Annotated in this window: 25 protein-coding genes; 12 read left to right on the top strand and 13 right to left on the bottom strand. The window is 61.1% G+C overall.

Features of this window, described 5'->3' with window-relative positions:
* Positions 1–102: 102 nt before the first annotated feature.
* From EOB36_RS08055 to EOB36_RS08065, 3 genes are all read left to right on the top strand, one after another.
* A complete protein-coding gene (locus EOB36_RS08055; RefSeq protein ID WP_128284624.1) occupies positions 103–1203 on the top strand; it encodes a branched-chain amino acid ABC transporter substrate-binding protein in 1101 nt (366 codons plus the stop codon).
* A 207-nt stretch (positions 1204–1410) separates the two neighbouring features.
* Positions 1411–2100, top strand: coding sequence for a phosphoribosyltransferase (locus EOB36_RS08060; protein ID WP_095486450.1), 690 nt, complete (start codon positions 1411–1413; stop codon positions 2098–2100).
* 105 nt (positions 2101–2205) lie between these two features.
* On the top strand, positions 2206–2970 hold the full coding sequence (locus EOB36_RS08065; RefSeq protein WP_126102994.1) for a hypothetical protein: 765 nt from the start codon (positions 2206–2208) through the stop codon (positions 2968–2970).
* Between the two features lie 63 nt (positions 2971–3033).
* On the opposite strand, the gene EOB36_RS08070 is transcribed toward EOB36_RS08065, so the two are convergent.
* From EOB36_RS08070 to EOB36_RS34315, 3 genes are all read right to left on the bottom strand, one after another.
* Complete coding sequence (locus EOB36_RS08070; RefSeq protein WP_128284625.1) at positions 3034–3249, bottom strand: hypothetical protein; 216 nt, start codon at positions 3247–3249, stop codon at positions 3034–3036.
* Between the two features lie 63 nt (positions 3250–3312).
* Positions 3313–3558 carry a hypothetical protein gene (locus EOB36_RS08075; protein ID WP_095486447.1) on the bottom strand — a complete coding sequence of 82 codons (246 nt, stop codon included), beginning with the start codon at positions 3556–3558 and terminating at the stop codon, positions 3313–3315.
* 242 nt (positions 3559–3800) lie between these two features.
* Positions 3801–3962 (bottom strand): hypothetical protein, encoded by a 162-nt coding sequence (locus EOB36_RS34315; RefSeq protein WP_095486446.1) that lies wholly within the window; start codon positions 3960–3962, stop codon positions 3801–3803.
* Between the two features lie 505 nt (positions 3963–4467).
* Between EOB36_RS34315 and EOB36_RS08080 the strand changes: the two genes are divergently transcribed.
* Entirely contained in the window at positions 4468–6213 is a 1746-nt protein-coding gene (locus tag EOB36_RS08080; protein WP_128284626.1) for a thiamine pyrophosphate-dependent enzyme, read from the top strand.
* Positions 6214–6232: 19 nt separating this feature from the next.
* Here the strand turns inward: EOB36_RS08080 and EOB36_RS08085 are convergent, their stop codons facing one another.
* From EOB36_RS08085 to EOB36_RS08095, 3 genes are all read right to left on the bottom strand, one after another.
* Positions 6233–6547 carry a hypothetical protein gene (locus EOB36_RS08085; protein ID WP_095486444.1) on the bottom strand — a complete coding sequence of 105 codons (315 nt, stop codon included), beginning with the start codon at positions 6545–6547 and terminating at the stop codon, positions 6233–6235.
* 161 nt (positions 6548–6708) lie between these two features.
* Positions 6709–6957, bottom strand: a complete 249-nt coding sequence (locus EOB36_RS08090; RefSeq protein WP_126107189.1) for a hypothetical protein — start codon at positions 6955–6957, stop codon at positions 6709–6711.
* A 162-nt stretch (positions 6958–7119) separates the two neighbouring features.
* Positions 7120–7863: an SIR2 family protein gene (locus tag EOB36_RS08095; protein ID WP_348631792.1), complete on the bottom strand. Its 744-nt coding sequence runs from the start codon at positions 7861–7863 to the stop codon at positions 7120–7122.
* A 248-nt stretch (positions 7864–8111) separates the two neighbouring features.
* Here EOB36_RS08095 and EOB36_RS08100 point away from each other — a divergent pair, with 248 nt between their 5' ends.
* Entirely contained in the window at positions 8112–8435 is a 324-nt protein-coding gene (locus tag EOB36_RS08100; protein WP_128284627.1) for a hypothetical protein, read from the top strand.
* A 269-nt stretch (positions 8436–8704) separates the two neighbouring features.
* Here the strand turns inward: EOB36_RS08100 and EOB36_RS08105 are convergent, their stop codons facing one another.
* Together EOB36_RS08105 and EOB36_RS08110 are read right to left on the bottom strand one after the other, a co-directional pair.
* Positions 8705–9202, bottom strand: a complete 498-nt coding sequence (locus tag EOB36_RS08105) for a GFA family protein (protein ID WP_245467680.1) — start codon at positions 9200–9202, stop codon at positions 8705–8707.
* A 5-nt stretch (positions 9203–9207) separates the two neighbouring features.
* The gene (locus tag EOB36_RS08110; protein WP_128284628.1) at positions 9208–10635 is read right to left on the bottom strand and encodes a coniferyl aldehyde dehydrogenase; all 1428 of its coding nucleotides are present in this window, start codon (positions 10633–10635) and stop codon (positions 9208–9210) included.
* Positions 10636–10732: 97 nt separating this feature from the next.
* On the opposite strand from EOB36_RS08110, the gene EOB36_RS08115 reads away from it, so the two are divergent.
* Complete coding sequence (locus EOB36_RS08115; RefSeq protein WP_095486439.1) at positions 10733–11344, top strand: TetR/AcrR family transcriptional regulator; 612 nt, start codon at positions 10733–10735, stop codon at positions 11342–11344.
* A gap of 58 nt (positions 11345–11402) precedes the next feature.
* On the opposite strand, the gene EOB36_RS08120 is transcribed toward EOB36_RS08115, so the two are convergent.
* The 3 genes from EOB36_RS08120 to EOB36_RS08130 all read right to left on the bottom strand — a co-directional run bounded on the left by EOB36_RS08120 (position 11403) and on the right by EOB36_RS08130 (position 14175).
* Complete coding sequence (locus tag EOB36_RS08120; protein WP_245467672.1) at positions 11403–12296, bottom strand: NAD(P)/FAD-dependent oxidoreductase; 894 nt, start codon at positions 12294–12296, stop codon at positions 11403–11405.
* A gap of 119 nt (positions 12297–12415) precedes the next feature.
* Complete coding sequence (locus EOB36_RS08125) at positions 12416–12889, bottom strand: DUF2269 family protein (protein WP_128284630.1); 474 nt, start codon at positions 12887–12889, stop codon at positions 12416–12418.
* On the bottom strand, positions 12889–14175 hold the full coding sequence (locus tag EOB36_RS08130) for an SDR family oxidoreductase (RefSeq protein ID WP_128284631.1): 1287 nt from the start codon (positions 14173–14175) through the stop codon (positions 12889–12891). Before EOB36_RS08130 ends, EOB36_RS08125 begins: the two co-directional genes overlap by 1 nt.
* A 104-nt stretch (positions 14176–14279) precedes the next feature.
* Here EOB36_RS08130 and EOB36_RS08135 point away from each other — a divergent pair, with 104 nt between their 5' ends.
* Positions 14280–14507, top strand: coding sequence for a DUF2934 domain-containing protein (locus EOB36_RS08135; protein ID WP_128284632.1), 228 nt, complete (start codon positions 14280–14282; stop codon positions 14505–14507).
* A 220-nt stretch (positions 14508–14727) separates the two neighbouring features.
* Here EOB36_RS08135 and EOB36_RS08140 read toward each other — a convergent pair whose 3' ends face one another.
* Positions 14728–14946: a hypothetical protein gene (locus EOB36_RS08140; protein ID WP_128284633.1), complete on the bottom strand. Its 219-nt coding sequence runs from the start codon at positions 14944–14946 to the stop codon at positions 14728–14730.
* 125 nt (positions 14947–15071) lie between these two features.
* The gene (tssH, locus tag EOB36_RS08145; RefSeq protein WP_128284634.1) at positions 15072–17822 is read right to left on the bottom strand and encodes a type VI secretion system ATPase TssH; all 2751 of its coding nucleotides are present in this window, start codon (positions 17820–17822) and stop codon (positions 15072–15074) included.
* Between the two features lie 332 nt (positions 17823–18154).
* Between tssH and tssA the strand changes: the two genes are divergently transcribed.
* From tssA to tssE, 5 genes are read left to right on the top strand one after another with little or no spacing between them, the layout of a single operon-like run.
* Entirely contained in the window at positions 18155–19330 is a 1176-nt protein-coding gene (tssA, locus tag EOB36_RS08150; RefSeq protein ID WP_128284651.1) for a type VI secretion system protein TssA, read from the top strand.
* Between the two features lie 6 nt (positions 19331–19336).
* Complete coding sequence (gene tssB, locus EOB36_RS08155; protein WP_095486433.1) at positions 19337–19876, top strand: type VI secretion system contractile sheath small subunit; 540 nt, start codon at positions 19337–19339, stop codon at positions 19874–19876.
* 3 nt (positions 19877–19879) lie between these two features.
* Positions 19880–21385, top strand: a complete 1506-nt coding sequence (gene tssC, locus EOB36_RS08160) for a type VI secretion system contractile sheath large subunit (protein WP_095486432.1) — start codon at positions 19880–19882, stop codon at positions 21383–21385.
* A 47-nt stretch (positions 21386–21432) separates the two neighbouring features.
* Complete coding sequence (locus EOB36_RS08165; RefSeq protein WP_127203713.1) at positions 21433–21894, top strand: Hcp family type VI secretion system effector; 462 nt, start codon at positions 21433–21435, stop codon at positions 21892–21894.
* The gene (gene tssE, locus EOB36_RS08170; protein ID WP_128284635.1) at positions 21881–22636 is read left to right on the top strand and encodes a type VI secretion system baseplate subunit TssE; all 756 of its coding nucleotides are present in this window, start codon (positions 21881–21883) and stop codon (positions 22634–22636) included. Before EOB36_RS08165 ends, tssE begins: the two co-directional genes overlap by 14 nt.

Below are 22636 nucleotides of genomic sequence, written 5' to 3' on the forward strand. Positions count from 1 at the left end.
CGCCAGCAAGAATCCATCATTTTTCCGGCTCGAGACGGAACCGATGAGCGCAAGCGCAGTTCGGAACAGACAAACAGCTCGGCCTCAGCAAGGACCATTTCAATGTCGGAAGCGATCCGGATCGCAATCGGCGCTCCATTGTCGGGAAATGCCGCAGCGCTTGGCGCCGAGATGAAGCAGGCGATCGAGCTCGCGGTCGAGGAGCAGAACGCGGACGGTGGCATTGCAGGCCTTCCCATCATGGTTGAGGGTGCGGACGATCAGGGAAAGGTCGAGACCGGACGGCAAGTCGCGGACGACTTTTGCAACCGGTCGGATCTGCTTGGCGTCGTTGGCCACTACAACAGCAATGTCACCATCGCTGCGGCGGAGATCTATGCCGCCCACGACCTCCCGATGATCACGCCGATCGCTTCCGACACGGCGCTCACCGAGCGCTCTCTTCCGAATGTCTTTCGCTTCACCAACCGGGACGACCAGACCGGAGCAGCCATTGCCCGTCATCTCTACGACGTCTTGGGCAAGCGCCGCGCCGTCCTGGCCGAAACCGAAACCATGTACGGCCACAGCATGGGCATCGCTTTTTCGCGGGCATTTCTGTCGCTCGGAGGCCGCATCGCCGAGCGGCGAACGGTTCGCGAAGGCAGTCGCGATTTTGACCCGCTGGTCGCATCCCTGCGGGCCGATTTCGATCTGTTGTTCTACGGCGGGAGTTTCGAGGGTGCTTTCATTCTGCGAGCGATGCGGCGCGCGGGTCTCCATCAGCTTTTTGCGAGCGGTGACGGCTGTTGGGACGCGGTGAATTTCCTTGAGCCTGCGGGCGAAACGGCGACATTGGGTGAAGGCGTTCTCGTGCTGTCCGCCACGCCCGAAGTGGGTAGGGTCGCTGGTTCAAGCGATTTCGCCGCGCGCTATGCCGCGCGGTTTGGACCGATCGGCAACTATGCCGTGAATTCCTACGATTCAGCCCGCGTGCTGATCGCCGCAATCAAAAACGCGATCGCTGAATCCAAAGGAAATCCGAGCCGGCGCGACGTTCTGACTGCGATGCGAAAGCTACGCTTCAAAGGCATTGCGTATGGCGATCCCGTGCAGTGGGACAAAAAAGGCGACAACCTGGCCGCCGTCACGGCGCTCCATGTGGTGGAGAATGGCCGATTTCGACAAGTTGCCGAAATCCCGCAGATGCAAAGGGCCCGATAGACGCGGCTTCACGACGGCCGCGGCAATTTTTACCAAGGTGAGACGAAACAATTGCCTCCGATCGCCGTTTCGCCAGCAAGGTGAATTTTGGGCGAGGATGATGAGTGCAACCGGCCCGGATGTTTTCGACAAGACGCAGCAGACCGCGAACATCTAGACACGAGCTCTGCACTGATCCCAGGTCCCGTCCTTGGAAAGGTGAAGACAATGATCTTCGACGCGCCAAAATTCAGGGATCGAACGGATGCGGGGCGCCAGCTTGCCGCCGCTTTGACCGGGTTTGCGGCAAGCGATCCGCTGGTGCTGGCGCTGCCGCGCGGCGGAGTGCCGGTTGGCTTCGAAGTGGCGAAGGCACTCCGTGCCCGGCTCGACGTGCTGCTTGTGCGCAAGATCGGCGCGCCGGGCCATTCCGAATATGGCATCGGCGCGGTCGTCGACGGGGAGAATCCGCAGCTCGTCCTCAACGAGGAGGCGATGGCTCTGATCCAGCCGTCAGACGAATACGTCGAGGCGGAGAAACAACGGCAACTGCTTGAAATCGAGCGCCGCAGAAAGCTCTATCTCGGCAGCAGGCCCGCGGCTTCGGTGCTGGGCCGGACAGTCATCGTTGTCGATGACGGCATAGCGACCGGAGGAACGGTCCGAGTGGCGCTCAAGGCGCTAAGGAAGGATCGCGCCGCGCATGTTGTCTTGGCCGTTCCGGTAGCACCCCAGGACACGCTGGATCTGATAAATGCCGATGTCGACGAAGTGGTCTGTCTCGCCACGCCCGAGCCGTTCGGCGCCGTGAGCCAGTACTATGAGGATTTCGCGCAGACCACGGACGTGGAGGTGGTCCGGCTGCTGCAGCAGGCAGAGCAGTTCGAGAGGAAATCGTCAATGCGATCAGCCGGTTAGAGCGGGATGCCTTAGCTGGACCGGGCATCCCGCTCTAACCGTTTGTTTAGCCGCATTTCTGCGACGCCAGCCCTAGCTCATCGCCACCAGCCGAAGGAGCACGCCATGGCCAGCAAGGACCGACAACAGATGGAGATCGTCGAGCGCGGCGATATTTTCTTTCTCTACCGGCCCAGGGTGGGCCAAACCGATCCAGAAAGTCTTTCCGACGTGCAGCGCTTCTTCGTCGTGCTGCGGCCGGAGCACGCGACGAAGGCGCGGCTTCTCGTTGTCGGGCGCAAGCGGCTGCCCGATGCGCATGAGCACGAGCGTAACTGGGGTTTCGTCGGCGCGATTGCAGGTTCCGCCGCCGCGTTGGAAAAGGACCTTCGCGAAGAGAGGTATGACACCAAGACGCGCGGCCGCCAGCGCCTGCCCGCAGCACGCCCGGCGGGCGAAGGCCGTTATCTTGTCGCGCTGCTCAATGGACAATTGCATCTCAGCTACGCACTCGAGCTTCCAGAGCGACCATCCGAGGTGCAACGCGCCTTCAAGATCGCACCGCAGGCAAGCTTCGCGCTTTCGGTGAAGAATCCCGAAAAGCCGAGCCCTCCCGGTTTTGGATTGGGACAGGCTCAGGAGCCGGACTATCCAGACAGGCTTCAGCGGGAATTCCGCGGCCGCAGATTCGCTCGCGAGGACATAACGCTGCTCGACGTGCAGGGCGCCGAATTCATACTTGTCGGCGCGCGAACCGATCCGGAAAAGGCATACAATGTCGAGCTCGACGTCGAGAAGGAGGACGAGCGCCATTCAGAGATGCTGCGCGAACTCAAAATGGCCAAATCTCGCCATCCGCTAGAGCCGCTTTTCAGTGGCGAATGGGCCTGAACCGCACGGTTACCGTGCCCTCCCCTGGAGGGCAGACGACCGCGCCACACGGCGGATCAGCCGTCAGTCCCGCAAACGATTGGCAGCGTGATCCTGGCGCTGCTCAGTCGCGACCTGCTTGGAATCCAGACCGCGTTCCTTTGTGTGCTGGGCCTTGTCCCGGTTGGACAGGACTTGGTTTTCCTCGATCTTATCCTTGGGGGCCGTGGTCATGGCACCTGTACCAGAACCCTTCCCCTGCGAACCCACTCCGATGTGCTTCTTGCTACCTTTTGCCATGGGCTTTCTCCAATTCGTGTGAGACGACGCAGTGGCTAGCCGTCGGGGGTCAGTCCTCGGGACTCAGTCGTCGGGGCGGTTCTTGTGATGAACGCTCTCCTGATTTCTTCCGCGAAGGATGTTGCGGTCGTCAGGATCGACAAGATCGGGTGTGTCGGGCCTGATTTCCGATCCCTTGCGCAACGCTTCACGTTCTTCTGGCGATCGCTTCAGATCCGCCTCTGCGTCGAAATCCTTGTCGGCGCCCTTCGTGTTCTCCCGCTTTTCAATGATGCGCAATTGCTGCTCATGGGTTCTGCGTCCAGCCATTGGTTCCTCCAAAGTGCCTTGCGTTCGTTTTGATGCCCAGATCGCTGGCGGCAATCGTCGCTTTCCTGGTGATTACAGGCGCCACGGTCTTTGCCGAAGCGGACCAATCGGAGGCCGTCATAATCCGAGCCTGTCCTTATGGCGATAATGGCAGGGTGACGGGATCGTTCCGAAATGGCGGTCAAATAAAACTGTCCATTGCATATCGGCTCCAGTTGCTTATCCGCACCTGCCATGGTCCGTCAGTCTTCCTCCTCGCGGTACAAGCGCTCGGTCGCCTGCTTGCTCTCCCTACGTTCTGCGGGACCGCGGCGGCGTCGCGTGACGAGTGCGTAGGCGAGCAGGATTGCCAGTATCAGGGGCCCGCCTGCAACGACGAGCAACCACATGCTGTTCTCAAACATGGACCATCTCCTTTCCCTCACAACCGAGAAGGCGCCATAACCGTTCCTGGGTTCTGTGAAATGGCACGATGTTCGCTGCGGACGACGCTCGACAGGCGCAAGCAGAGAACGTGCACTCGGCCAAGGATAAGATGAGGAACGGGCCAAAACCGAAGCGATTGCCTGCGTTGCGAGCTCGCGGTTCGTTGCTTTGTGACGGCAGTTATGCTAGTAATTTGGCCATGGTGCTGATTTGCGCCAGCGACCCGCCGCCAGGCGGGTTTTTTGTTTCGGCGCCATCCCTCACAGTCTGCGAGTAGCCGTTGACGGCGCGACTTGGTCTCGCCGGGCAACTTCCGATCCGCTTCAGCTGCCCGGCTCGCAACGGCTGTCGTTCCGATGGAACAACAAGACATCTCCGTCGTTCGGCACTGATCGCCAATATCCACGTCTGACGCCCGACGCCGCAGCGAGAGCGTAAAGCCGCAGGCCCAGGACAAAAGCATACCAAACACAGGAGGCAACCATGCCCAACACTGCCGAGATCCTTGTCGACACATTGATCGCCTGGGACGTGCGCGTGATCTTCGGCCTGCCGGGGGACGGCATAAACGGCATTATGGAGGCGCTGCGCACAAGGCAGGACAAGATCCGCTTCGTACAGGTGCGGCACGAGGAATCCGCGGCTTTCATGGCGACAGCCTATGCCAAGTGGACCGGCAAGCTCGGTGTCTGCCTCGCCACCTCTGGGCCAGGAGGCACGCACCTGCTCACCGGTCTCTACGATGCAAAGCTCGACCAGGCGCCCGTCCTTGCCATAACCGGCATGCAATTCCACGACCTGATCGAGACGTTCACGCAGCAGGATGTCGATCTCACCCGCGTCTTCAACGACGTCGCCATCTTCAACACTCAGGTGACCGACGCAGCGCATATGGAAAACGTTGCCGGCCTCGCCTGTCGTTCCGCGCTTGCGGGACGCGGCGTTTCCCATCTCTCGATAGCCAGCGACGTGCAGGAGCAGACGTCGGCAAAGCGCTCGCTCCGCAACCTTCCAAAACATACGCCCGAACGGTGGTTCGAAGGGGACAAGCGACCCGACGAAGCCCAGCTCGCTCTTGCAGCGGACATCCTCAACACGGCCTCAAAGGTGGCGATACTCGCCGGGCGCGGCGCGCTGCATGCGAAGGCCGAACTCGAGAGAACGGCGGAGCTTCTCGCCGCGCCTGTTGCCAAGGCCTTGCTCGGCAAAGCCGTCCTGCCGGACGATCACCCGCACATCATGGGCGGAATAGGAATATTGGGCACGCTGGCCTCGCAGGAGATCATGGAGGAATGTGAGGCGCTGCTGATCGTCGGCTCGACCTTCCCCTACATCGAGTACTACCCCAAGCCCGGCAAGGCGCGCGGCGTGCAAATCGACCGCAACGCGCAGCGCATCGGCCTTCGCAGTCCCGTCGAGGCCGGTCTTGTCGGCGATGCGGCCATCACCTTGCAATTGCTCAGTGAAAGACTGAGGCCAAAGCAGGACAGATCATTTCTCGAGAACGCGCAGCAAAGTATGCAGCGCTGGCGCAAGATGATGGCCGAGGCGGAAAGCAGGGACGACGTGCCGCTCAAGCCGCAGCGCGTCGTCAGGGCATTCGGCGACCGAATGCCGGCCAACGCCATCCTCACTACCGATTCCGGTCAGAATACAGAACTTGCCGCCCGTCATATCGATATCAAGGCTGGACAGGATTTCGCCGTCTCCGGCTCGCTGGCATCGATGGCCTGCGGGCTGCCATATGCGATTGCCGGCGGGATTGCCTTCCCGGGCCGGCCGGTTTTCGCGGTGGTGGGCGATGGCGGACTGGCGATGCAGCTTGGCGAATTTTCCACCGCCGTGCGTTACAAGATTCCGCTCAAGCTTCTGGTGATCAAGAACAACATGCTCAACCAGATCGCCTGGGAGCAAATGATGTTCCTCGGCAACCCGCAATTCGCCTGCGAACTCCAGCCGATCGATTTCGCCATGGCCGCCGAAGCTATGGGAGGCATCGGCTACAGCGTCACGCGACCTGAGGACGTCGATGGGGTTCTTGACGCCGCCTTTGCCGCGGAAGGTCCGGTGATCATAGAGGCGGTCGTCGACGCGTATGAACCTATGCTACCGCCGCGCATGCCGGACGAATATCGCAAGAACATGCGCACAGCGCTGCGGCAAACGCCGGGCCGCAAGGAGATCGAGGCGAACCTCGCTCAGGAGCCGCTGAAGACGATGATGGGCTGACTGCAGGTTCCCTGGCCGGTCAGTCCTTGACGTAGGCGCCTGGCTGGCGGCCGCTCTTCGGAGCCTTGGCATCCTTGGAACGCTCGGCGATCGATGGCCCGGCGCCGGACGTCTTTTCTGTCGAGGCACTGGGGGTGGACTGTCCGGGCGGATTTTTCCCTTCGGACTGATGGGTTTTGTCCTCCACCTCGTCCCTTGACCGTGTCAGGCCCATCCCGCCGGCAGGTTTCTTGTTGCCGGCCGCCTCCTGGGAGAATTGATCCGACGCGTCCGCATCTTTCTTGGCCGGGTACTTGGTTGCGCCATGTTCATAACGGGTCTCGTTTTCAGTCATAGCGTCTCTCCGATTGCCTCATGCATGGCGGTTAAACATTCCTGCGACGGTTCCAACCGCCGCTAGCGCTCCAGACGGACGCCATATGCGACGCGCGCGGCACCGTGCCGTCAAACGGATGCCGCGCCCGCTGGCGCGGCAACGCTCAGGCGTCTCGCCAGTCAGGCCTCTTGCCATGGCGTGTGCAGGATGTCGGCGCCCGGCTGCTCGTCGAACAGGACCGCGCAGCCGCGCCCTAGCGCCACCGGCGACAGGGCATTGGCCACGGTTTCGTCCGGCGAGATGAAATCACCGGTCAGCACCCGCAACTCTTCCACGGCTTTGGCCATCGACACCAATCGCCCTGCGGCGCGGCCGGTCGTGCAGGCGTCGATGACAGAAATGAGATCGATCATATCGAAGTGGCCCATCATAGGCCTCCGCAAACAGCGTCCCTTCCCGGCTATGAACGCCGCAGCGATCGACAATGTTCCCGGCCGGGCCGAATAGAGTGAGCATTCCGAACTTGCCGTCAACCATTCGGCTTCAAGCGCGGTGCATCACATCGCCTTTCAGAATTGCCCGCGCATACGCTAAATCTGGTCTATCCCGTCCTTGAGCTTGCTCAGGAATGCCACCAGGGCATCCTCCGGCCGATCGGCCTCCTCGGTCAGCATGTCGATGCCCCAGCGTCCGAGAACGGCTTCCTGGACGACGCTCGGTTGCGGCATGAAGACGAACGATTTCGGACGGCTCTTCTCATAACCAGATCGGCGCCAGGTTTCCCAGAGCCGATACAGCAACAGACGGATGTTCATATCCGACATGCTGTAACCGATGAACAGGATAGTGCGCCCCAGCGCGTCAGCGCGAAATTTTACATCCAGCGGGGAATCGAACGACAGCCGCTCGAAATACTCGGACTCCGCCAGAACCAGCGATGCGTCGTCGTCGAAATCGCCGTGGTATTTGATGATCTGGGTCACCTCGTCGCTCGCCTTGGCGATGTCCTTGGCATTGGCCACTTTTACGAACGGGCGGTCGTGGATTTCGAACGCCACCTCAAGATTCCGATCATAATTGGTGGTGTAGATGATCGGGAAATCGAGCGCCACGATCAGCTTGTGGATCGCCGAACCCTTCACTTTGTCCCGCGAGACGCTCCATTCGCGATCCATCCAGCTGCGCAAGCGGCCGAGACTGCCATGCTTTAGCCGGCAATATTCGGCAAGCGCCTGGTAGCTGGATTCAGGCGTGTCGACCGTGTCGCGGTCGAGGCCGAGTTCATCCACCATATGTTCGATGAGCTTCTCCCAGGATGGCAGGCCGACGCTCATCGATACTCCCGCCCCAACGAACAAGATCGCTCGTCGCTCTTTCACGGATTGAGCCAGTTGTTCGAGGGCAGACGGCATGGCCAACTCACCAGGCAATGATCCAACACAACTGTCAAAAGCGTCCTCCGTTCCGGAGAGGCCAGGATCACCGCCAAATGTGTTCAGCAAATCAGGTGTGAGTTCAACAAATCGGGCGCAGACTGGAACCGCTGAGGCAGATCGAAGTTTGGTTGCCAGGGAGACCCGTGATGGCCGCACAACCAGATCAGACGCCTGCTAAGGCGAGAGGCGATATCCAGGCCGGGGCGACGCAGGATAAAACCCCGGGGTTCGACCCTGCCGCCGCACCTGAAGAGACCGACGCCGAAGCGGCAGATGTGCCAAATCCTGTCGCCGAGGCTCGTTCTCGTCGACAGCCAGAGTTCACGAATGAAGCCAGCTTCGCCGATGCAATGCGGCCGGTAGAAAGCGAGCCTGATCTTCAGCCTCGCAGGAGTTGGCCGGTGTTGGTGATCGCCGCAGTCGTTCTCGTAGCGGCCGCGGTTTTCGTGATAGCGGCCATGCTGCGCTAGCGAGGCACGTTTCCAGCGCTTATCGGCCCTCGAACATGAAACGGGCACAGATGTACGTGAGCCATCCCCCGTGAACTTCCGTAAGGATCTGGCCGGATCCCCGCGCTGCCATGTCACGCCCAAAAGCATAGCCCAGTTCGGTGAACGCCGTGATGAACCTAGCCGATCTTGCCGAAGATCAAGCCGATGATGCCGCAGGACAGCAGGTAGATGCCGAACAGCGCCGAGGCCATCACGTGGATGGCACCCAAATAAATCGACTCGGCGCTTCACACGCCACTCATAATCATTTTCCCGACCGCCAACTCGCTCGCGAGATAGCCGCTGTATTTGGGCACGCTATCGGGCATGTCCAGCACGCGACGGTGATAGAACATGTCGATCCGAACCGGCGGCAGCCGGGCCTCGGGCTCGAAATTGCTGGCCGGGATGAACATCACTTTGAACGGCCCGAAGCCGGCAACCTCCACAACCGGCTTGCCGCAGGTCCGGCAGACCCCGCGATTGAAGTTCGGCGGCGGGCGGTATTTCTTGAATGAGATGTTGCCGGCGTTTTTCAGCACGACATCCCTGCCACGAACGGCGACCACATCCGCGAACGGTTTGCCGTTGAACGCCTGGCAGATCAGGCAGTGGCACCGGAATCTGCCCTTTGGCGAAGTATGCACCTCGAACGAGCAGGCCCCGCATTCGCAGGAGCCGCGTAGCGGCAACGACGTGTCAGTGGTCATGTGCTGATACTCCTGAGCTGGATTTGATGACGGCATGCCGATCACCGGAGCATCATGTTGAGGATGGTATCGATCGGCTGTTTGAAGGGCGCGCGCAGAAGGTTTGATAGGTTCCAACGGCCCTGCTCATAGATCCCCTTGGCATGGCTGAGGGTACGGAAACCCTCGACGCCGTGGTAAGCGCCCATGCCGCTGGCCCCGACGCCACCGAAGGGCAAGTCATCCTGGGCGATGTGCATGATCGTCCCGTTGATAGTGACGTTGCCTGAGGTTGTTCGGCTCAGCACCATGCGTCGGTCTTCATCATCGGCTCCGAAATAGTAGAGCGCGAGCGGCCGGGGCCGGACGTTCACATAGGCGATCGCTTCTTCGATGTCGCGGTAGGGAAAAATCGGCAGGATCGGGCCGAAGATCTCCTCATGAGCGATGCGCATGTCTTCTGTGACGCCGAGGACGACGGTTGGCGGCAGCGTGTTGGCGCGCATAGACGCCTCACCGGGCCGATTGCCGACCTCGATGATCCGCGCTCCCTTGGCACTAGCATCCTCGATCAGGCCCTGAAGCCGGGCGTGGTGCCGCTCGTTGATGATGGAAGTATAGTGTTCACTCGTCGGCCCGTCCGCATAGAAGGACGTCACTTTCCGCCCATACGTTCCGACAAACGAGTCGACGTCGTTTTCGTGGACGAGTGCATAATCGGGGGCGATGCACGTTTGACCGGCGTTGAGCAGCTTACCGAAAGCAATGGACGCCGCCGCCCGGTCGAGGGAGTGGCCTTTGGCGACGATGACCGGTGATTTGCCGCCCAGTTCAAGGGTGACCGGTACAAGGTTATCGCTAGCGGCCCTCATCACCGACCGGCCCACCGCGGTGCTGCCCGTGAAGACGAGATGGTCGAACGGCAAGGCAGAGAATGCCGCCCCTGCGGCCGCATCGCCGGTCACGATCGCGAACTGGTCCTCGGGGAAGACCTCGGCCAGCATCTTCGCGAGCAGCGAATTGGTGACGGGTGTAAACTCCGAAGGTTTCAGCATCACCCGGTTTCCGGCGGCGATGGCCGTTACGACCGGCATTAGCGCGAGGTTCACCGGATAGTTCCACGGCGACATCACGCCGACGACGCCAAGCGGCTGATATTCGATGCGGGCGTTGCCGATCCGCATGTGCAGAGCAACGTGGCGGCGGGTCGGCGCCATGAATTTGCGGAGATTGCGGATCAGATACTTCGTGCCCTCGGCGACCGCTGCAACCTCCATGATCGCCGTTTCGTGCCTCGAGCGATGCCCGAAATCGGCATTGATGGCATCTTCGATCGTTTTGCGGTGCCCGATTATCGAGGCCCTGAACTTCGCCAGATCAGCGCGTCGCTGCGCCAGCGAAGGCGCTCCGTCATGCAGGAAGGCAGCGCGCTGGGCCGCGAGGAGACTGCCCAGCCGATCAGCGTCGGTAATTTTTGCGATTGCGTTCATGGTCCGCTCCGATGTAGACAGGAGAAACTTACGCCCTCGACATAGCCCCTTAAGTAGCCACTGTCAACAATGTATTCACAAGAAACTTTGAGGTACCATGCAGGATGCACCCAACCGCCCCTATCACCACGGTGATCTCCGTCGTGCGGTTATCGAGACGGCGTTGGATATGCTTCGGGAGGAGAAAGGCTGGCAGTTCACGCTGCGGGAAGTCGCCCGCCGGGCTGGCGTAAGCCACGCGGCACCCTACAAGCACTTCCCCGATAAGGCGGCGCTGCTTGCGGAGATCGCCATGATTGGGTTCGACCGGTTGCGCGCGTCCCTAGCGGCTGCGACGCCAAAGGCGGCCAAAACCCTGCGCGACGAAATTGCTCCGATAGCTCGTGCCTACGTCGCGTTCGGAACGGACAACCCCGCTCTCTACCGCCTGATGTTTAGCGCGGACGAGGGGAAAGCGGTGGGAATGCATCTCAATGAGCGGGCGCTGGCGGTATTCGATATTCTCCTCGAAATCCTCCGACGCGGCCAGGCCGCGGGGAGCATTCGCAAGCGGCCTATAGAAGGTCAGGCGGCAGCCGGCTGGGGGCTCATCCACGGCATGACCATGCTTGCGATCGATGGGCTCCTGGTGCCCGAGAAGGTGGGATCGGCCCCCTTGGATGCGGCATTGAGCACGCTGGTGGAAGGGCTGGGGAACCCAGCAACATGACACTAGCTGGCGCCATCCCGTTCGACCTATAATCCGCCTACCATACATCTGTGCCCCTTTATTCGTACCCGAGGGCAAAATCATTGTGAGCATCGGTCGCGGCTATCGCAGCCTGGCCGAAAGCCACTGCGATCTGGTTCAGGGCCTTGACGAGGTCGCCGATGGCATACACCCCCTCGACCGAGGTCCGCTGATGCTTGTCGACGACGACGTAGCCGTCGTCGCAGCATTTGACGCCCATTGCCAGCGCGAGTTCGGAACGCACTTGGCATCCCATCGCCGGATAGATGACGTCAAAATGGCGCACCTCGCCATCCTCGAGGAGGGCGTCGTAGCCGCTGTCGGCAGGAACAAACCTTTCGAACGCATCGCAAATGGCAATGTGTTCTTCCATCGCCACACGCCGTGTGCTGACGGAAAAATCGGGAAGGTAGCGAGCGAGCATTGTGACGTGCTGCGTATACTGCTTGAGGAACATGGCCTCTCGCAGTGCCTTCGCCTCCTCTCCGATGACAGCGATCCGGTGATCGATCACCTCGTAGCCGTCGCAAACCGGGCATAGGCGTACGCTGCCTCCGGCGATGGCCTCGCGCAGACCCGGAATTGCAGGCACAAGGTCGACGATACCCGTCGCCAGGAATATCTTGCGGGCGACGATCCGCCCTGTGTTTGTCTCGGCGCCAAACCCGCCCACGGTCGGCTCGATCGACGACACCTGACCCTGCACCAGTGTCGCTCCGTATTTGTCGGCCTGCGCACGAAGCCGGCGCAGAAGATCGGCGCCGCTGATCCCTTCCGGAAATCCCGGACAGTTGCGGCTTTCCCCAATCAGCATGGCGCGCGCCTCATTCGCGTCCACCACGAGGACCCGATGGCGGAACCTGCCGAGATAGATCGCGGCCGCCAGTCCGGCAGGTCCGCCGCCAACGATGAGAACATCCGCGTCAGTCACGGATGAGGCTGAATGTCGGCGTTTTCGCACGGATTGATCCATCCGCGCCGAACGGACTCATGGGATAGAAGTTCCAGCGCGGAAATCGAAAGCTGCGCGACATGTGCCGCGGCAAGGCGTTACCACTCGATCGTCGGTCGCGCGATCATCAGCCAGAAAATCCCGAGAACGGCAGCAAAGGCGGGAAAGCCAAAGGCGAACCACAGCCAGAAAAGCCTGATATACCGGGCCGGCAGCGGGTCCCCTGCTTTGGCGGCTTCGGACGCCAGATTGCGCATCTCCATCTGCATCCATACCACCGGCAGCCAGAACACACCGGTGAGGATGTAGAGCGCGATGGAAAGCACGATCCAGCCTTCGGAGAGCGAGTAACCCGCCAGCCAGGCGAGCGCGACGCCGGTTATCGGCTGCGCCACGACGGCGGTCGCCGTGAAGAGAAAATCGGCGATCACCACAATGCGCGCCACTGCCGCAATCGTTGCCGTGTTGCCGGTCCTGTGGGCGAGAAGCATGAAGAAGGCGATGCCGGCGCCGGTGCCAAGCAGCACGCTGGCTCCGATGACATGCAGGTACTTCAGCACGAAATAGAGCATCAGCGCTCCTCCAGGATCGCCAGGGCAACAAAATGAAGGACGATGATCGGCAAGACCTTCAGGAATGGCCCAAGCGGTTCGTTCCACAGGTCCGGGCGCAGGAAAGTGCCCACGATCAGATAGAACAGCGAGAGCGCAATACCAGCGTAGAGGCCTTTTCGCGCCGTTGGCCGCCAGGCTATGAGTGCGCCGACGACGATGTCGGCGAGAGCGCCGGCGACCACGGTTGGCACCGACAACATACCAGCCCCTGTGCTTTGCATGAGGCTGATGCCGTTGCCGAAGCCAGTGGTCAGCGACACAATCCCCGTCATGATCCAGAAGAAGGGCAGGACGACGAAAATCGCAGGCTTGGCGATATAAAGCCCGGCAAACCATTTTTCCTGTACCGTTGCCGGATTGAGCGCGAGGAATTGCGCCAAGCTCTGTGGCTGTATGCCGGTCAAGGAAATCCAGTCCGAGGGATCTCCGAGCGCCCCTCGTGTGATCTCCCTGGCGGCGTTTGTGCGCATTGGAGGCCGCCAGCCGAGCATCGCGGCAAGATCGCCGAGGCGGTAGACAAGCCGCGCAACCCATCCCGGCAAGACAAATCTGGCCGCTGGAGCCCAGCCGAGCCAGCTGCGGAAAGTGCCGACAATCTCGTCCATGCTCAGCTGTTGGGGACCTGCAAGTTCCAGCGCGATACGGGACGGACTGCCGGGATTGAGAAAGAAGAGGACCGTCGAGACCACATCCTCGAGCTGCACGACCTGTAGCCTGCCGGTATCGGGCATTGACGGCAGGATCGGCAGCGAGGCCAAACCGCGAAACAATGCACTGGCCCCAAACACAGGCCGGCCAAGCACCACGGACGGGCGAAGGATTATCCAGTCCAGATCAAGTGCCATCAGGGCCTGATCGCCGGCATATTTCGTCGCCGAGAATGACGACGGCTGTGCCCGATCCACACCCATTGCCGAGAAGTGGATCACCTTGGCAACGCCGGCCCGCGCGCAGGCGAGAAAAAGAGCCGCCGCCGCATCGCCATGAACTTGCCCCGTTTTTTCGCGAGGGCTGTCCTGCAAAACGCCGGCACAGTTCACGATGGCATCGATGCCGGCCAGATGCGGCAACCAATCTTCAGGGCGGAGCGCGGTCGCCACGTCCAGCACCAATGTCTGGCAATTGCGGGCCTCATTTGCCCGAGGGGTACGGACGACGCCGACCACCTCATGTCCTTCGGAAACGATGCGGGCGCAGACCGAAGCGCCGATCAGGCCGGTGGCGCCAACAACAAGGACTCTCATGGGATTCCGATCTCGGGTGCTGGAGGCATATTGTTCATTCTACTGTCCGGCAGCGCGGAACAAACCATCGATCGCGGGATTAGGACAGCACCAGGAGGTCTATCATGGACAGGGAAGAGCGTATCAGGCGGCGAGCCCATGAAATCTGGGAGCGAGAAGGCCGGCCGCAAGGGCGGGAGCGCGAACATTGGGATCAGGCCGTGCAAGAGATCGAGGCAGAGGGTTCCGAAACAGAACGTGGTCCGGTCGTTCCCGACCCGACCGCTGGAGCCGGCTCCGATCCTGCACGGGCGACGCCAATTCCCGGAGCTAACGGCAAGCCGAAATCTTGACCGGTTGCTCGGCACGGAAAGGAAAATGCCCATGCCTCGTCTTATCGCCTTGGGCGTGATCGTAGTGGCGGTACTCTTCATCGTTTGGCTATGGGTCGACCAGACCGGCCGGACCAGCGACGGGACACAGCCTGCGCCCCATGCAATAGACCAAGACGGATGACGACGGTACTCCATTCCGAACAGGACCTGCTAGGTTCGCAATTAACGCGATCCTCGCCTAGTTCGAGGGCGCTGGATCCTCATTCCTGTACTCGTGAATGAGGCCAAGGATTTGCGACCGGACCAACTCACGAGCCTCGGGCTGAACGAACGGCATCAAGAGTTCGACCCGCTCCTCGATCCTCTCGGGAAGATCCGCAGCAGGATCGATGAGGTCGTTACCGTGCGCGTAAAGATTGTCCGTCAGCTTTTTGTCGAGATCGGAAAAAATGCCCATTCATCTGCTCCAAGCAGCTTCTCTGCGTCAATTGATAGGCTGACGATTAGTTCCCGGGGTGGCCGGTAACAAAGCTGTTTCTCCGACCGAAACGCTGGGGCTAGAGCGACAGAATTGCTCCTGAGCTATTCGAAGGAATAGGTGAAACCTCCTTCGGAGGCTCCGACAGTCACCTTCGTCATCTTTTCGCCCTCGAGCGACCGGTTCAGCACGCCGCGGCTCAATTCCGGCAGAAGCGTGTTTGTCAGAATGGCGTCGATCATCCGCCCGCCGGATTCGATCTCGGTGCAGCGAGCCTTGACCAGATCCATGACACCGTCACCGATCACCAGCTCGGCATCGTTGCTTAAGCGCAGCCGGCGGGCGATCTTGGCGAACTGATGGCGGGTGATCGCTTCGATCATCGTGTCCGAGAGCGGGTAGTAAGGGATGGTTACCACCCGGCCAAGGAAGGCCGCGGGGAAAACCTTCAACAGCGGGGCGCGCAATGCCGTGTCGAGATCGTCGAGCCCCGCCCGTATGGTGCCGCTGCTGGTCCGGTCCATGATGACCTCGGAGCCAACGTTCGAGGTGAGCAGGATCAGCGTGTTTTTGAAATCGATCCGCCGGCCTTCACTGTCGTCCATCATTCCCTTGTCGAAGACCTGGAAGAAGATCTCGTGAACGTCGGGATGCGCCTTCTCGACCTCATCAAGCAGGATCACCGAATAAGGCTTGCGCCGGACCGCCTCGGTCAGGATGCCGCCCTTGCCGTAGCCGACATATCCGGGTGGCGCGCCCTTCAAGGTAGAGACCGTATGCGCCTCCTGGAACTCCGACATATTGATCGAAATGAGGTTCTGCTCGCCTCCATAGAGCGTCTCGGCCAGGGCCAGCGCGGTTTCGGTCTTGCCTACCCCGGAGGGACCGCAGAGCAGAAAAACCCCCACTGGTTTTTCGGGCGCGCCGAGCCCGGCCCGGCTGGTCTGCACGCGCTTGGCAATCATTTCCATGGCGTGATCCTGACCGACCACGCGTTCGGACAGAGTGGCGGCGAGCCGCAGCGCCTTTTCGGTCTGGCTCGACAGCATCCGGCCAGTGGGGATGCCAGTCCAGTCCTGCACCACGGCAGCCACGGCGTTGCGGTCGACGGAAGGCAGGATCAGCGGCGTCTCGCCTTGCGCTTCTGCGAGTTCGGCCATCAGCTCCCGCAGCCGCGCGAGATCGGCAGCCGGATCGGGTGGAGAAGGATCGGCAGTGGCCGTTGCGTCCGCATCGGTTTCCGGCGCTTTGGTCTCAGGTACATCGGCGCCTGCGGTTTCGGCGACCGCCTCCGGAGGCTCCACGGCATCGAGCGGCACACCCTCGCCGCGCAGCCTGGCGCGCAATTCGAGTATCTCGCCTACCAGCGCCTTTTCCCGATCCCAACGCTCCTGCGCGGCAGCAAGCGTGAGTTCGGTCTCGGCAAGGCCGGTTTCGACCCGAGCCTGCCGGTCGGCCACGCCGATGCCGATCGCTGCCTCGCGGCCGATGATGGCGCGCTCGACCTCCAACGCCTGGCGGCGGCGCATAATGTCCTCGACCTCGGCCGGGGTGGCATGCTGCGAAATGGCGACACGGGCGCAGGCGGTGTCGAGAAGGCTCACGGCCTTGTCGGGCAGTTGCCGCGCCGGGATATAGCGGTGGGACAGGCTGACCGCCGCCTCGATCGCCTCATCGAGGATCTGCACCTTGTGGTGCTGCTCGAGCTTATCGGCGACACCGCGCAGCATGAGAACGGCCACCGCTTCCGACGGCTCATCTATCTTGACGACCTGGAAGCGGCGGGTGAGTGCCGGATCTTTCTCGATGTGCTGCTTGTATTCGGCCCAGGTCGTTGCCGCGATCGTGCGAAGCTCACCGCGTGCTAGCGCCGGCTTCAGCAAATTGGCCGCATCGCCCGTTCCTGCGGCGCCGCCGGCGCCGATCAATGTGTGAGCTTCGTCAATGAAGAGGATGACCCGCGTTTCGGAGGATTGGACCTCGTCAATGACCGCCTTCAGCCGTTTTTCGAATTCGCCCTTTACGCTTGCGCCCGCTTGCATCAGGCCGACATCGAGCATGCGCACGCTGACGCCCTGCAGCGTCGGTGGCACGTCGCCCTCGGCGATGCGCAACGCAAAACCCTCGACGACCGCGGTTTTGCCGACCCCGGCCTCGCCCGTCAGGATCGGGTTGTTTTGCCGGCGTCGCATCAGGATATCGACGATCTGCCTGATCTCGGGATCGCGCCCGACGACCGGATCGATCTTGCCGTCGCGGGCGCGCTGGGTCAGGTCGGTCGCATACTTCGCCAGCGCCGAATCCCCGCCCTGAGCCCGCCGCGGTGTTTCGGCGGCGGGAGCTGCCGCGGGGGACCCGGCCTCGAGCGATCCCCCCGTCACCTCGGCGAAGCGCGCGATGACCGCGTCGGCATCGATCTTGTCGAACTCGCCGCTGATTTGCGATAGCAGGCCGTCCAGCACTGGCGTCTTCCGGCAGGCCAGGATGATATGGGCGCTGCGGACCTCCTCTACGCGGAACTCAAGCGTCGCCAGAGTCCAGGCTTCCTGGATGGCGTGAAAGATATGATCGGAAAATTCCTTAATCGAGGTGGCGCCATAAGGCAGCTTGTCGACGGCGCGGGGCATGTCGGCCGATAGCCGGCTCAGATCCACTCCGGCGTCGGCCAGTATCAGTTGCAAATCCGAGCGCTCGGAAAGCACCAGTTGTTCGACGAAGTGAACGAGTTCGATGTAGGGATTGCCGCGCAGTTTGGCGGCGTCGGCCGCAGCCTTAAAGGCGCGCAAGCAGACAGGATTGAGTTTAGCGACCAGCTCCTTGCGTTTGACGCTCTGCGACGACCGGCGCTGTTCCATCGAACTTGCTCCTGCGATCTGCCAGTCAATAACCTGCCACATAAGCAGCAACTTGACAAAGCGCGTTATCGACGGGGCGAGTGGGTGTTCGATTCGGTGGACTTCTTCCGTCCCAGCAACAGCCCACGCCATCGGCTACAAACAGCTATGGAATGCCCACTTCTTTGCGATGCATCCAGATAAACGGTTCGATAACTGCGCCACCGATTTCGAGCTCAGGACCCGGCTTGCGAGCTCCCATTATGATTGAGCAGCAACTAAATTGTGGTAAAGTGTCGCAGTGTGATAACGTGGGCACGCACGGCCGAAAGAGCCGCTCGCTGGGGGTTGGTGTGATTGATCTCGCACTCTGGCTGAATCCGCTGGACGGTGAAAATCCGTCAGGGGAGGATTTGCGCAACGATCCAGCCTTTCATGAGCTGGAACGTCTCACGGAACCCCAGGTCAAGGTCGTCCATGACGGGCATAACAAGCCCTCGTCGCAAAGCACCATTCCGGTCGACTGGCCTGCCGTCCTCGACAAGGCAGAGGAGTTGCGTGCACACGGCCGGGATCTGCGCCTGCTTGTCATTGTCACACGTGCGCTGGCCAATGAGCAGGGGCTCGCCGGGCTCGCGCATGGTCTGACCCTTATTGCGCGGACCTTCGATCAGCATTGGGAGGCCATGCATCCGGCCCTGCGGCCCAATGCTGCACCACGCGACGCCGCCTTGCGTCGTATCAACGCACTGCTCGACCTCCAGAATGGCCAAGACGGGCTGTTAGCCAATTTGCGGCAAATGACGTTCTTCGCACCGCGCACGATCGGAGCGATCAGCGGGCGCGATCTGGAACAAGGCGCGCTCGACGAACGTGTCATGCTTCTGGAAGCGGCTTCAGGATTGAATGCAGCCGAAAAGGCAGCGCTGGTCAGCGCGCACGGTCAACTTCTGAACCGGGTGCATAGTGGATGCAAGGCGCAGGCCGATCAAGCCAATGCGGAGATGATGTCGCTCATCGCCGATGCTCAAGCGGCGATCACGGCTCTTGATGCGGTCGAAACGGCTCTCAACACTCGTCTTGAGGGCGGCGGCGCCGCTGTCCCGGAATTAAAACGGTTTCTGCAGCGGCTGCTGTCGACCCTCGAACGGAATTCGGTAATCGAGGCTGCGACGAACGGCGCGGCGAAGCCGGCCCCCACGACAGCAGATCCCGAAATGCCTGCTCGAAACGGTCACGGAGCCGATCCTATGGCAAGTATGGCAGGTTACGTGGAACCGAGCACCGGGCTCCCTGATCGGATTTCCTCACGCGACGACGTCGTGAAATGCCTCGACCTCGTCGTCGCCTTCTACGACCGCACCGAACCGTCGAGCCCGATCCCGCACCTCGCCCGCCGCGTGCGCCGGATGGTGCATATGGATTTTGTTGAACTGATGGAAGATCTCGCCCCGTCGGGACTGAAGGAATTCCGGCTTCTTGCCGGCGTTCCCGATGCCAAGAAGACGGCCCAGAAGGATGAAAGGTAACGAGCCATGGCAGCCGAAAGCAAAGCGAAGGTCATCGAACGGAATCGCGCACCGCGCGTGCAGATCGCCTATGACGTGGAAACCTACGGCAGCCCGACGACGATCGAATTGCCGTTCGTCATGGGCGTGATGGCCGACCTTTCCGGCGCTTCACAGACCAGGGAAGCGATGAAGTCGGTACTGGACCGCTCCTTTGTCGAGACCGACGCGAACCGCTTCCCCCGTTTCATGGAGGCGCTCGGACCGCGCGTCAAAGCCCGGGTGAAGAACACGCTGCCGCAGGCAGAGGGTGCCGAGCGCGACGAGGAACTGGCCCTTGATCTCACCTTCACCAAGATGGGCGATTTCGCCCCGGACAAGATTGCCGAGCAGGTTCCGCAATTGGCCGAAATCCTCAAGATGCGTCGTCAGCTCGAGGAACTGCTTGGCTTCATGGATGGCCGTGTCGACGCCGAAAAGCGCATCGCGCAACTTCTGAACAACGAGCCGCTGCTCGGCAAGATCGCCAACCAGGCATTATCCGACGACGATAAGGTTGAGGAGTAAGTCATGGCCGAACAGCAAAAGACCGCAGCCGTCACCGCCGAGGCGGAAGCCATCGACCTCGGAGAATTCAGCGGGCTCCTCGAGAAGGATTTCAAGGTCAAGAAGGACGACAGCGAGAAGCTGCAGCAACTCGTCCGCAATCTCGCGCTGGCGGCGCAGTCCCGTTCCGACACCACGACCATCTCGTCCAACGCGATCAAGTCGATCAAGTCGCTGATCGCAGGCATCGACAAGATGCTGACGACGCAGGTCAACGAGATCCTGCACGCGCCGGAAGTGCGCGAAATGGAAGGTACATGGCGCGGCCTGTGGTATCTCGTCAACAACACCGAAACGGATCAGAAACTGAAGATCCGGGTGATGAACATTTCCAAAGAGCAGCTCGCCGACACGCTGGAAGACTATGAAGGCCAGATGTGGGATCAAAGCCCGATCTTCAAGAAGGTCTACACGGACGAGTATTCGATGCTGGGCGGCGAGCCGATCGGCTGCCTGGTCGGCGCCTACGAATTCTCGAACCATCCGCGCGACGTCGGCCTGCTGCGCAATATGTCGGGTGTCTGCGCCTCCGCGCATACGCCGTTCATTGCCGCCGCTTCGCCGCGCCTGTTCCGCATGGACAGCTGGCAGGAACTGCCGAACCCGCAGGACCTGCAGATGATCGTATCGAACCCGGCCTATGCCTCGTGGCAATCGCTGCGCGAGAGCGAGGACGCGCGCTATATCGGCCTCACCATGCCGCGCGTGCTGGCCCGGCTGCCCTACGGCACCGACACCGTTCCGGTGAAGGGCTTCACCTTCGAGGAGGAGGTGGAGGGCGATCACAACAAATATGTCTGGATGAATGCCGCCTTCCCGATGGGCGTCAACATCAACCGCAGCCACAAGCTCTACGGCTGGGGCACACAGATCCGCGGCGTCGAGAACGGCGGCACGGTGCTCAACCTGCCGGTGCACAGCTTCCCGACCGATGACGGATCGATCGCGATGAAATGCCCGACGGAGGTCGCCATCGACGACCGGCGCGAGGCGGAACTCGCCAAGCTCGGCCTGATGCCCATCCTGCACCGGAAGAACACGGATCTCGCGGCGTTCATCGGCGCGCATTCGTTGCAAGACGACGAGACACGTGCCGGGCGGCTGGTCGATCCCGACGCACAGTCAAACGAGCGGCTAAGCGCCAACCTGCCCTATCTTTTCCCGGTTTCGCGCTTTGCGCATTACCTCAAGGCCATTGCGCGCGACAAGATAGGGTCGTTCAAGGAGCGGTCGGACATGCAGATCTGGTTGACCGAGTGGATCAACCGATACGTGTTGGCCAACCCGGCCTTTGCCGACGACAAGGCGCGCGCCAAGCGCCCGCTCGCTGCCGCGGAGGTCCAGGTGGACAGCGTGGAGGGGAGGCCGGGCTACTACAATGCTCGCTTCTATCTGCGCCCGCATTACCAGCTGGAGGGCATCAACGCGTCGCTCCGGCTGGTGTCGGAACTACCGTCCGTAAAGTCTTAATTTGCAGCAACATCATCTGTTTTGTTTGAAAGCGCTGGAGAAAGACAATGCCAACATCAGTGAAGATCGACGGCTTTCTAAAGGTTCCGGACATCAAAGGGCCAAGCGTTCGAGACGGCCACGAAGATGAAATCGAAGTCCATGGGGTCGATTACAAGATTGTCGCGCCATACGATCCGAATTCGCTCTCACGCCGCGGTCGTGTGTCCCTCGGCATGATCAAGTTCACCAAGCACTATGACAAGTCCTCGCCCTATCTGAAAAAGGCGCTGTTCGACAACAAGGCGCTGGACGAAGTGGTGTTCTCCGCACGCCGGACCATAGATGGCGAGACCAGCGACTACCTGGTCGTCACCCTGACCGACGCCTCGATCATGGAATACGACATGTCGCAGGCCGAGGACGAGGAAGACCTGATCCAGGAGGAGGTCAGCTTCGCCTACAAGAAGATTAAGTTCGTCTATGACAAGGACGACGAAATCGAAATGGATGTCTATGTCGGCAAGTGAGGCCCGGCGGCCCGGCGCGGACAAGCTGCAGGTTACCGGCAGTTCGCGAGCGAAACGCGAAGCGGTCCAGCCCTCTTTTTGGGACCGCCTCGTCAATGATCTGCCGGGCGTGACCTCGGAAATAGACGGGCTGCGCCAGGTCTTGCTCGACGAGCTTGGCGCGGACCGGCTGGACATCCTCGTCGCAAGTACCACGCGGATCATCGACGCCGACGCCGAGCTCACATCCGATCAGAAGCGGCGTCTGCACCGCCTGATCTTTCAAACCCAACACCGTGCGGAGATCGAAAGCCGCGGCGTGGTAGTGTCGGCCCGCGTGCTCAGGGAGGCCGTGCGACGCGACATCGAGGCGCTGTTCAACACCGAGCGCTTCGAGGCTGTTCCCCTTCTTTCCGATCTCGAGAACGAGCAGGCCGCCGACAACCCACCATCGCTTGCCGATTTTCCGGAGGTTCGCCGAAGTGTGGTCAACTATGGCGTGCCTTCGTTTTCAGGCCGATCCTCCCGCGACTTTGATCGCGAAACCCTGGCGCGCGAGATCCGTTCCATTCTCGCCACGTTCGAGCCACGTCTCAAGGAGGGCGCAACAAAGGTTACGGTGACCCTTGGCGACAGAACCGTGGGGCTGAAGATCGAGATAGACGCTGTGCTGATCATGACGCCGACGCCGGAACGCATGCGCCTGCGCACCACAATCAATCTCGATAACGGCTTGGCCCGGACCGAATTTAGGGAAAGCTGA

Origin of the sequence: Mesorhizobium sp. M6A.T.Cr.TU.017.01.1.1 (genome assembly GCF_004023115.1) — a bacterium.
Taxonomy (GTDB): domain Bacteria; phylum Pseudomonadota; class Alphaproteobacteria; order Rhizobiales; family Rhizobiaceae; genus Mesorhizobium; species Mesorhizobium mediterraneum.

Coding starts and splice junctions, on each gene's coding strand:
- tssC (WP_095486432.1), top strand. CDS start 19,880: ATGGCCGAACAGCAAAAGACCGCAGCCGTCACCGCCGAGGCGGAAGCC.
- EOB36_RS08110 (WP_128284628.1), bottom strand. CDS start 10,635: ATGAACGCAATCGCAAAAATTACCGACGCTGATCGGCTGGGCAGTCTC.
- EOB36_RS08065 (WP_126102994.1), top strand. CDS start 2,206: ATGGCCAGCAAGGACCGACAACAGATGGAGATCGTCGAGCGCGGCGAT.
- EOB36_RS08130 (WP_128284631.1), bottom strand. CDS start 14,175: ATGAGAGTCCTTGTTGTTGGCGCCACCGGCCTGATCGGCGCTTCGGTC.
- EOB36_RS08075 (WP_095486447.1), bottom strand. CDS start 3,558: ATGGCTGGACGCAGAACCCATGAGCAGCAATTGCGCATCATTGAAAAG.
- tssE (WP_128284635.1), top strand. CDS start 21,881: ATGTCGGCAAGTGAGGCCCGGCGGCCCGGCGCGGACAAGCTGCAGGTT.
- EOB36_RS08105 (WP_245467680.1), bottom strand. CDS start 9,202: ATGCCGTCATCAAATCCAGCTCAGGAGTATCAGCACATGACCACTGAC.
- EOB36_RS08095 (WP_348631792.1), bottom strand. CDS start 7,863: ATGAGCGTCGGCCTGCCATCCTGGGAGAAGCTCATCGAACATATGGTG.
- EOB36_RS08070 (WP_128284625.1), bottom strand. CDS start 3,249: ATGGCAAAAGGTAGCAAGAAGCACATCGGAGTGGGTTCGCAGGGGAAG.
- EOB36_RS08125 (WP_128284630.1), bottom strand. CDS start 12,889: ATGCTCTATTTCGTGCTGAAGTACCTGCATGTCATCGGAGCCAGCGTG.
- EOB36_RS08140 (WP_128284633.1), bottom strand. CDS start 14,946: ATGGGCATTTTTTCCGATCTCGACAAAAAGCTGACGGACAATCTTTAC.
- EOB36_RS08085 (WP_095486444.1), bottom strand. CDS start 6,547: ATGACTGAAAACGAGACCCGTTATGAACATGGCGCAACCAAGTACCCG.
- EOB36_RS08090 (WP_126107189.1), bottom strand. CDS start 6,957: ATGGGCCACTTCGATATGATCGATCTCATTTCTGTCATCGACGCCTGC.
- EOB36_RS08080 (WP_128284626.1), top strand. CDS start 4,468: ATGCCCAACACTGCCGAGATCCTTGTCGACACATTGATCGCCTGGGAC.
- EOB36_RS08115 (WP_095486439.1), top strand. CDS start 10,733: ATGCAGGATGCACCCAACCGCCCCTATCACCACGGTGATCTCCGTCGT.
- EOB36_RS08165 (WP_127203713.1), top strand. CDS start 21,433: ATGCCAACATCAGTGAAGATCGACGGCTTTCTAAAGGTTCCGGACATC.
- EOB36_RS34315 (WP_095486446.1), bottom strand. CDS start 3,962: ATGTTTGAGAACAGCATGTGGTTGCTCGTCGTTGCAGGCGGGCCCCTG.
- EOB36_RS08060 (WP_095486450.1), top strand. CDS start 1,411: ATGATCTTCGACGCGCCAAAATTCAGGGATCGAACGGATGCGGGGCGC.
- tssH (WP_128284634.1), bottom strand. CDS start 17,822: ATGGAACAGCGCCGGTCGTCGCAGAGCGTCAAACGCAAGGAGCTGGTC.
- EOB36_RS08055 (WP_128284624.1), top strand. CDS start 103: ATGTCGGAAGCGATCCGGATCGCAATCGGCGCTCCATTGTCGGGAAAT.
- EOB36_RS08135 (WP_128284632.1), top strand. CDS start 14,280: ATGGACAGGGAAGAGCGTATCAGGCGGCGAGCCCATGAAATCTGGGAG.
- tssB (WP_095486433.1), top strand. CDS start 19,337: ATGGCAGCCGAAAGCAAAGCGAAGGTCATCGAACGGAATCGCGCACCG.
- EOB36_RS08100 (WP_128284627.1), top strand. CDS start 8,112: ATGGCCGCACAACCAGATCAGACGCCTGCTAAGGCGAGAGGCGATATC.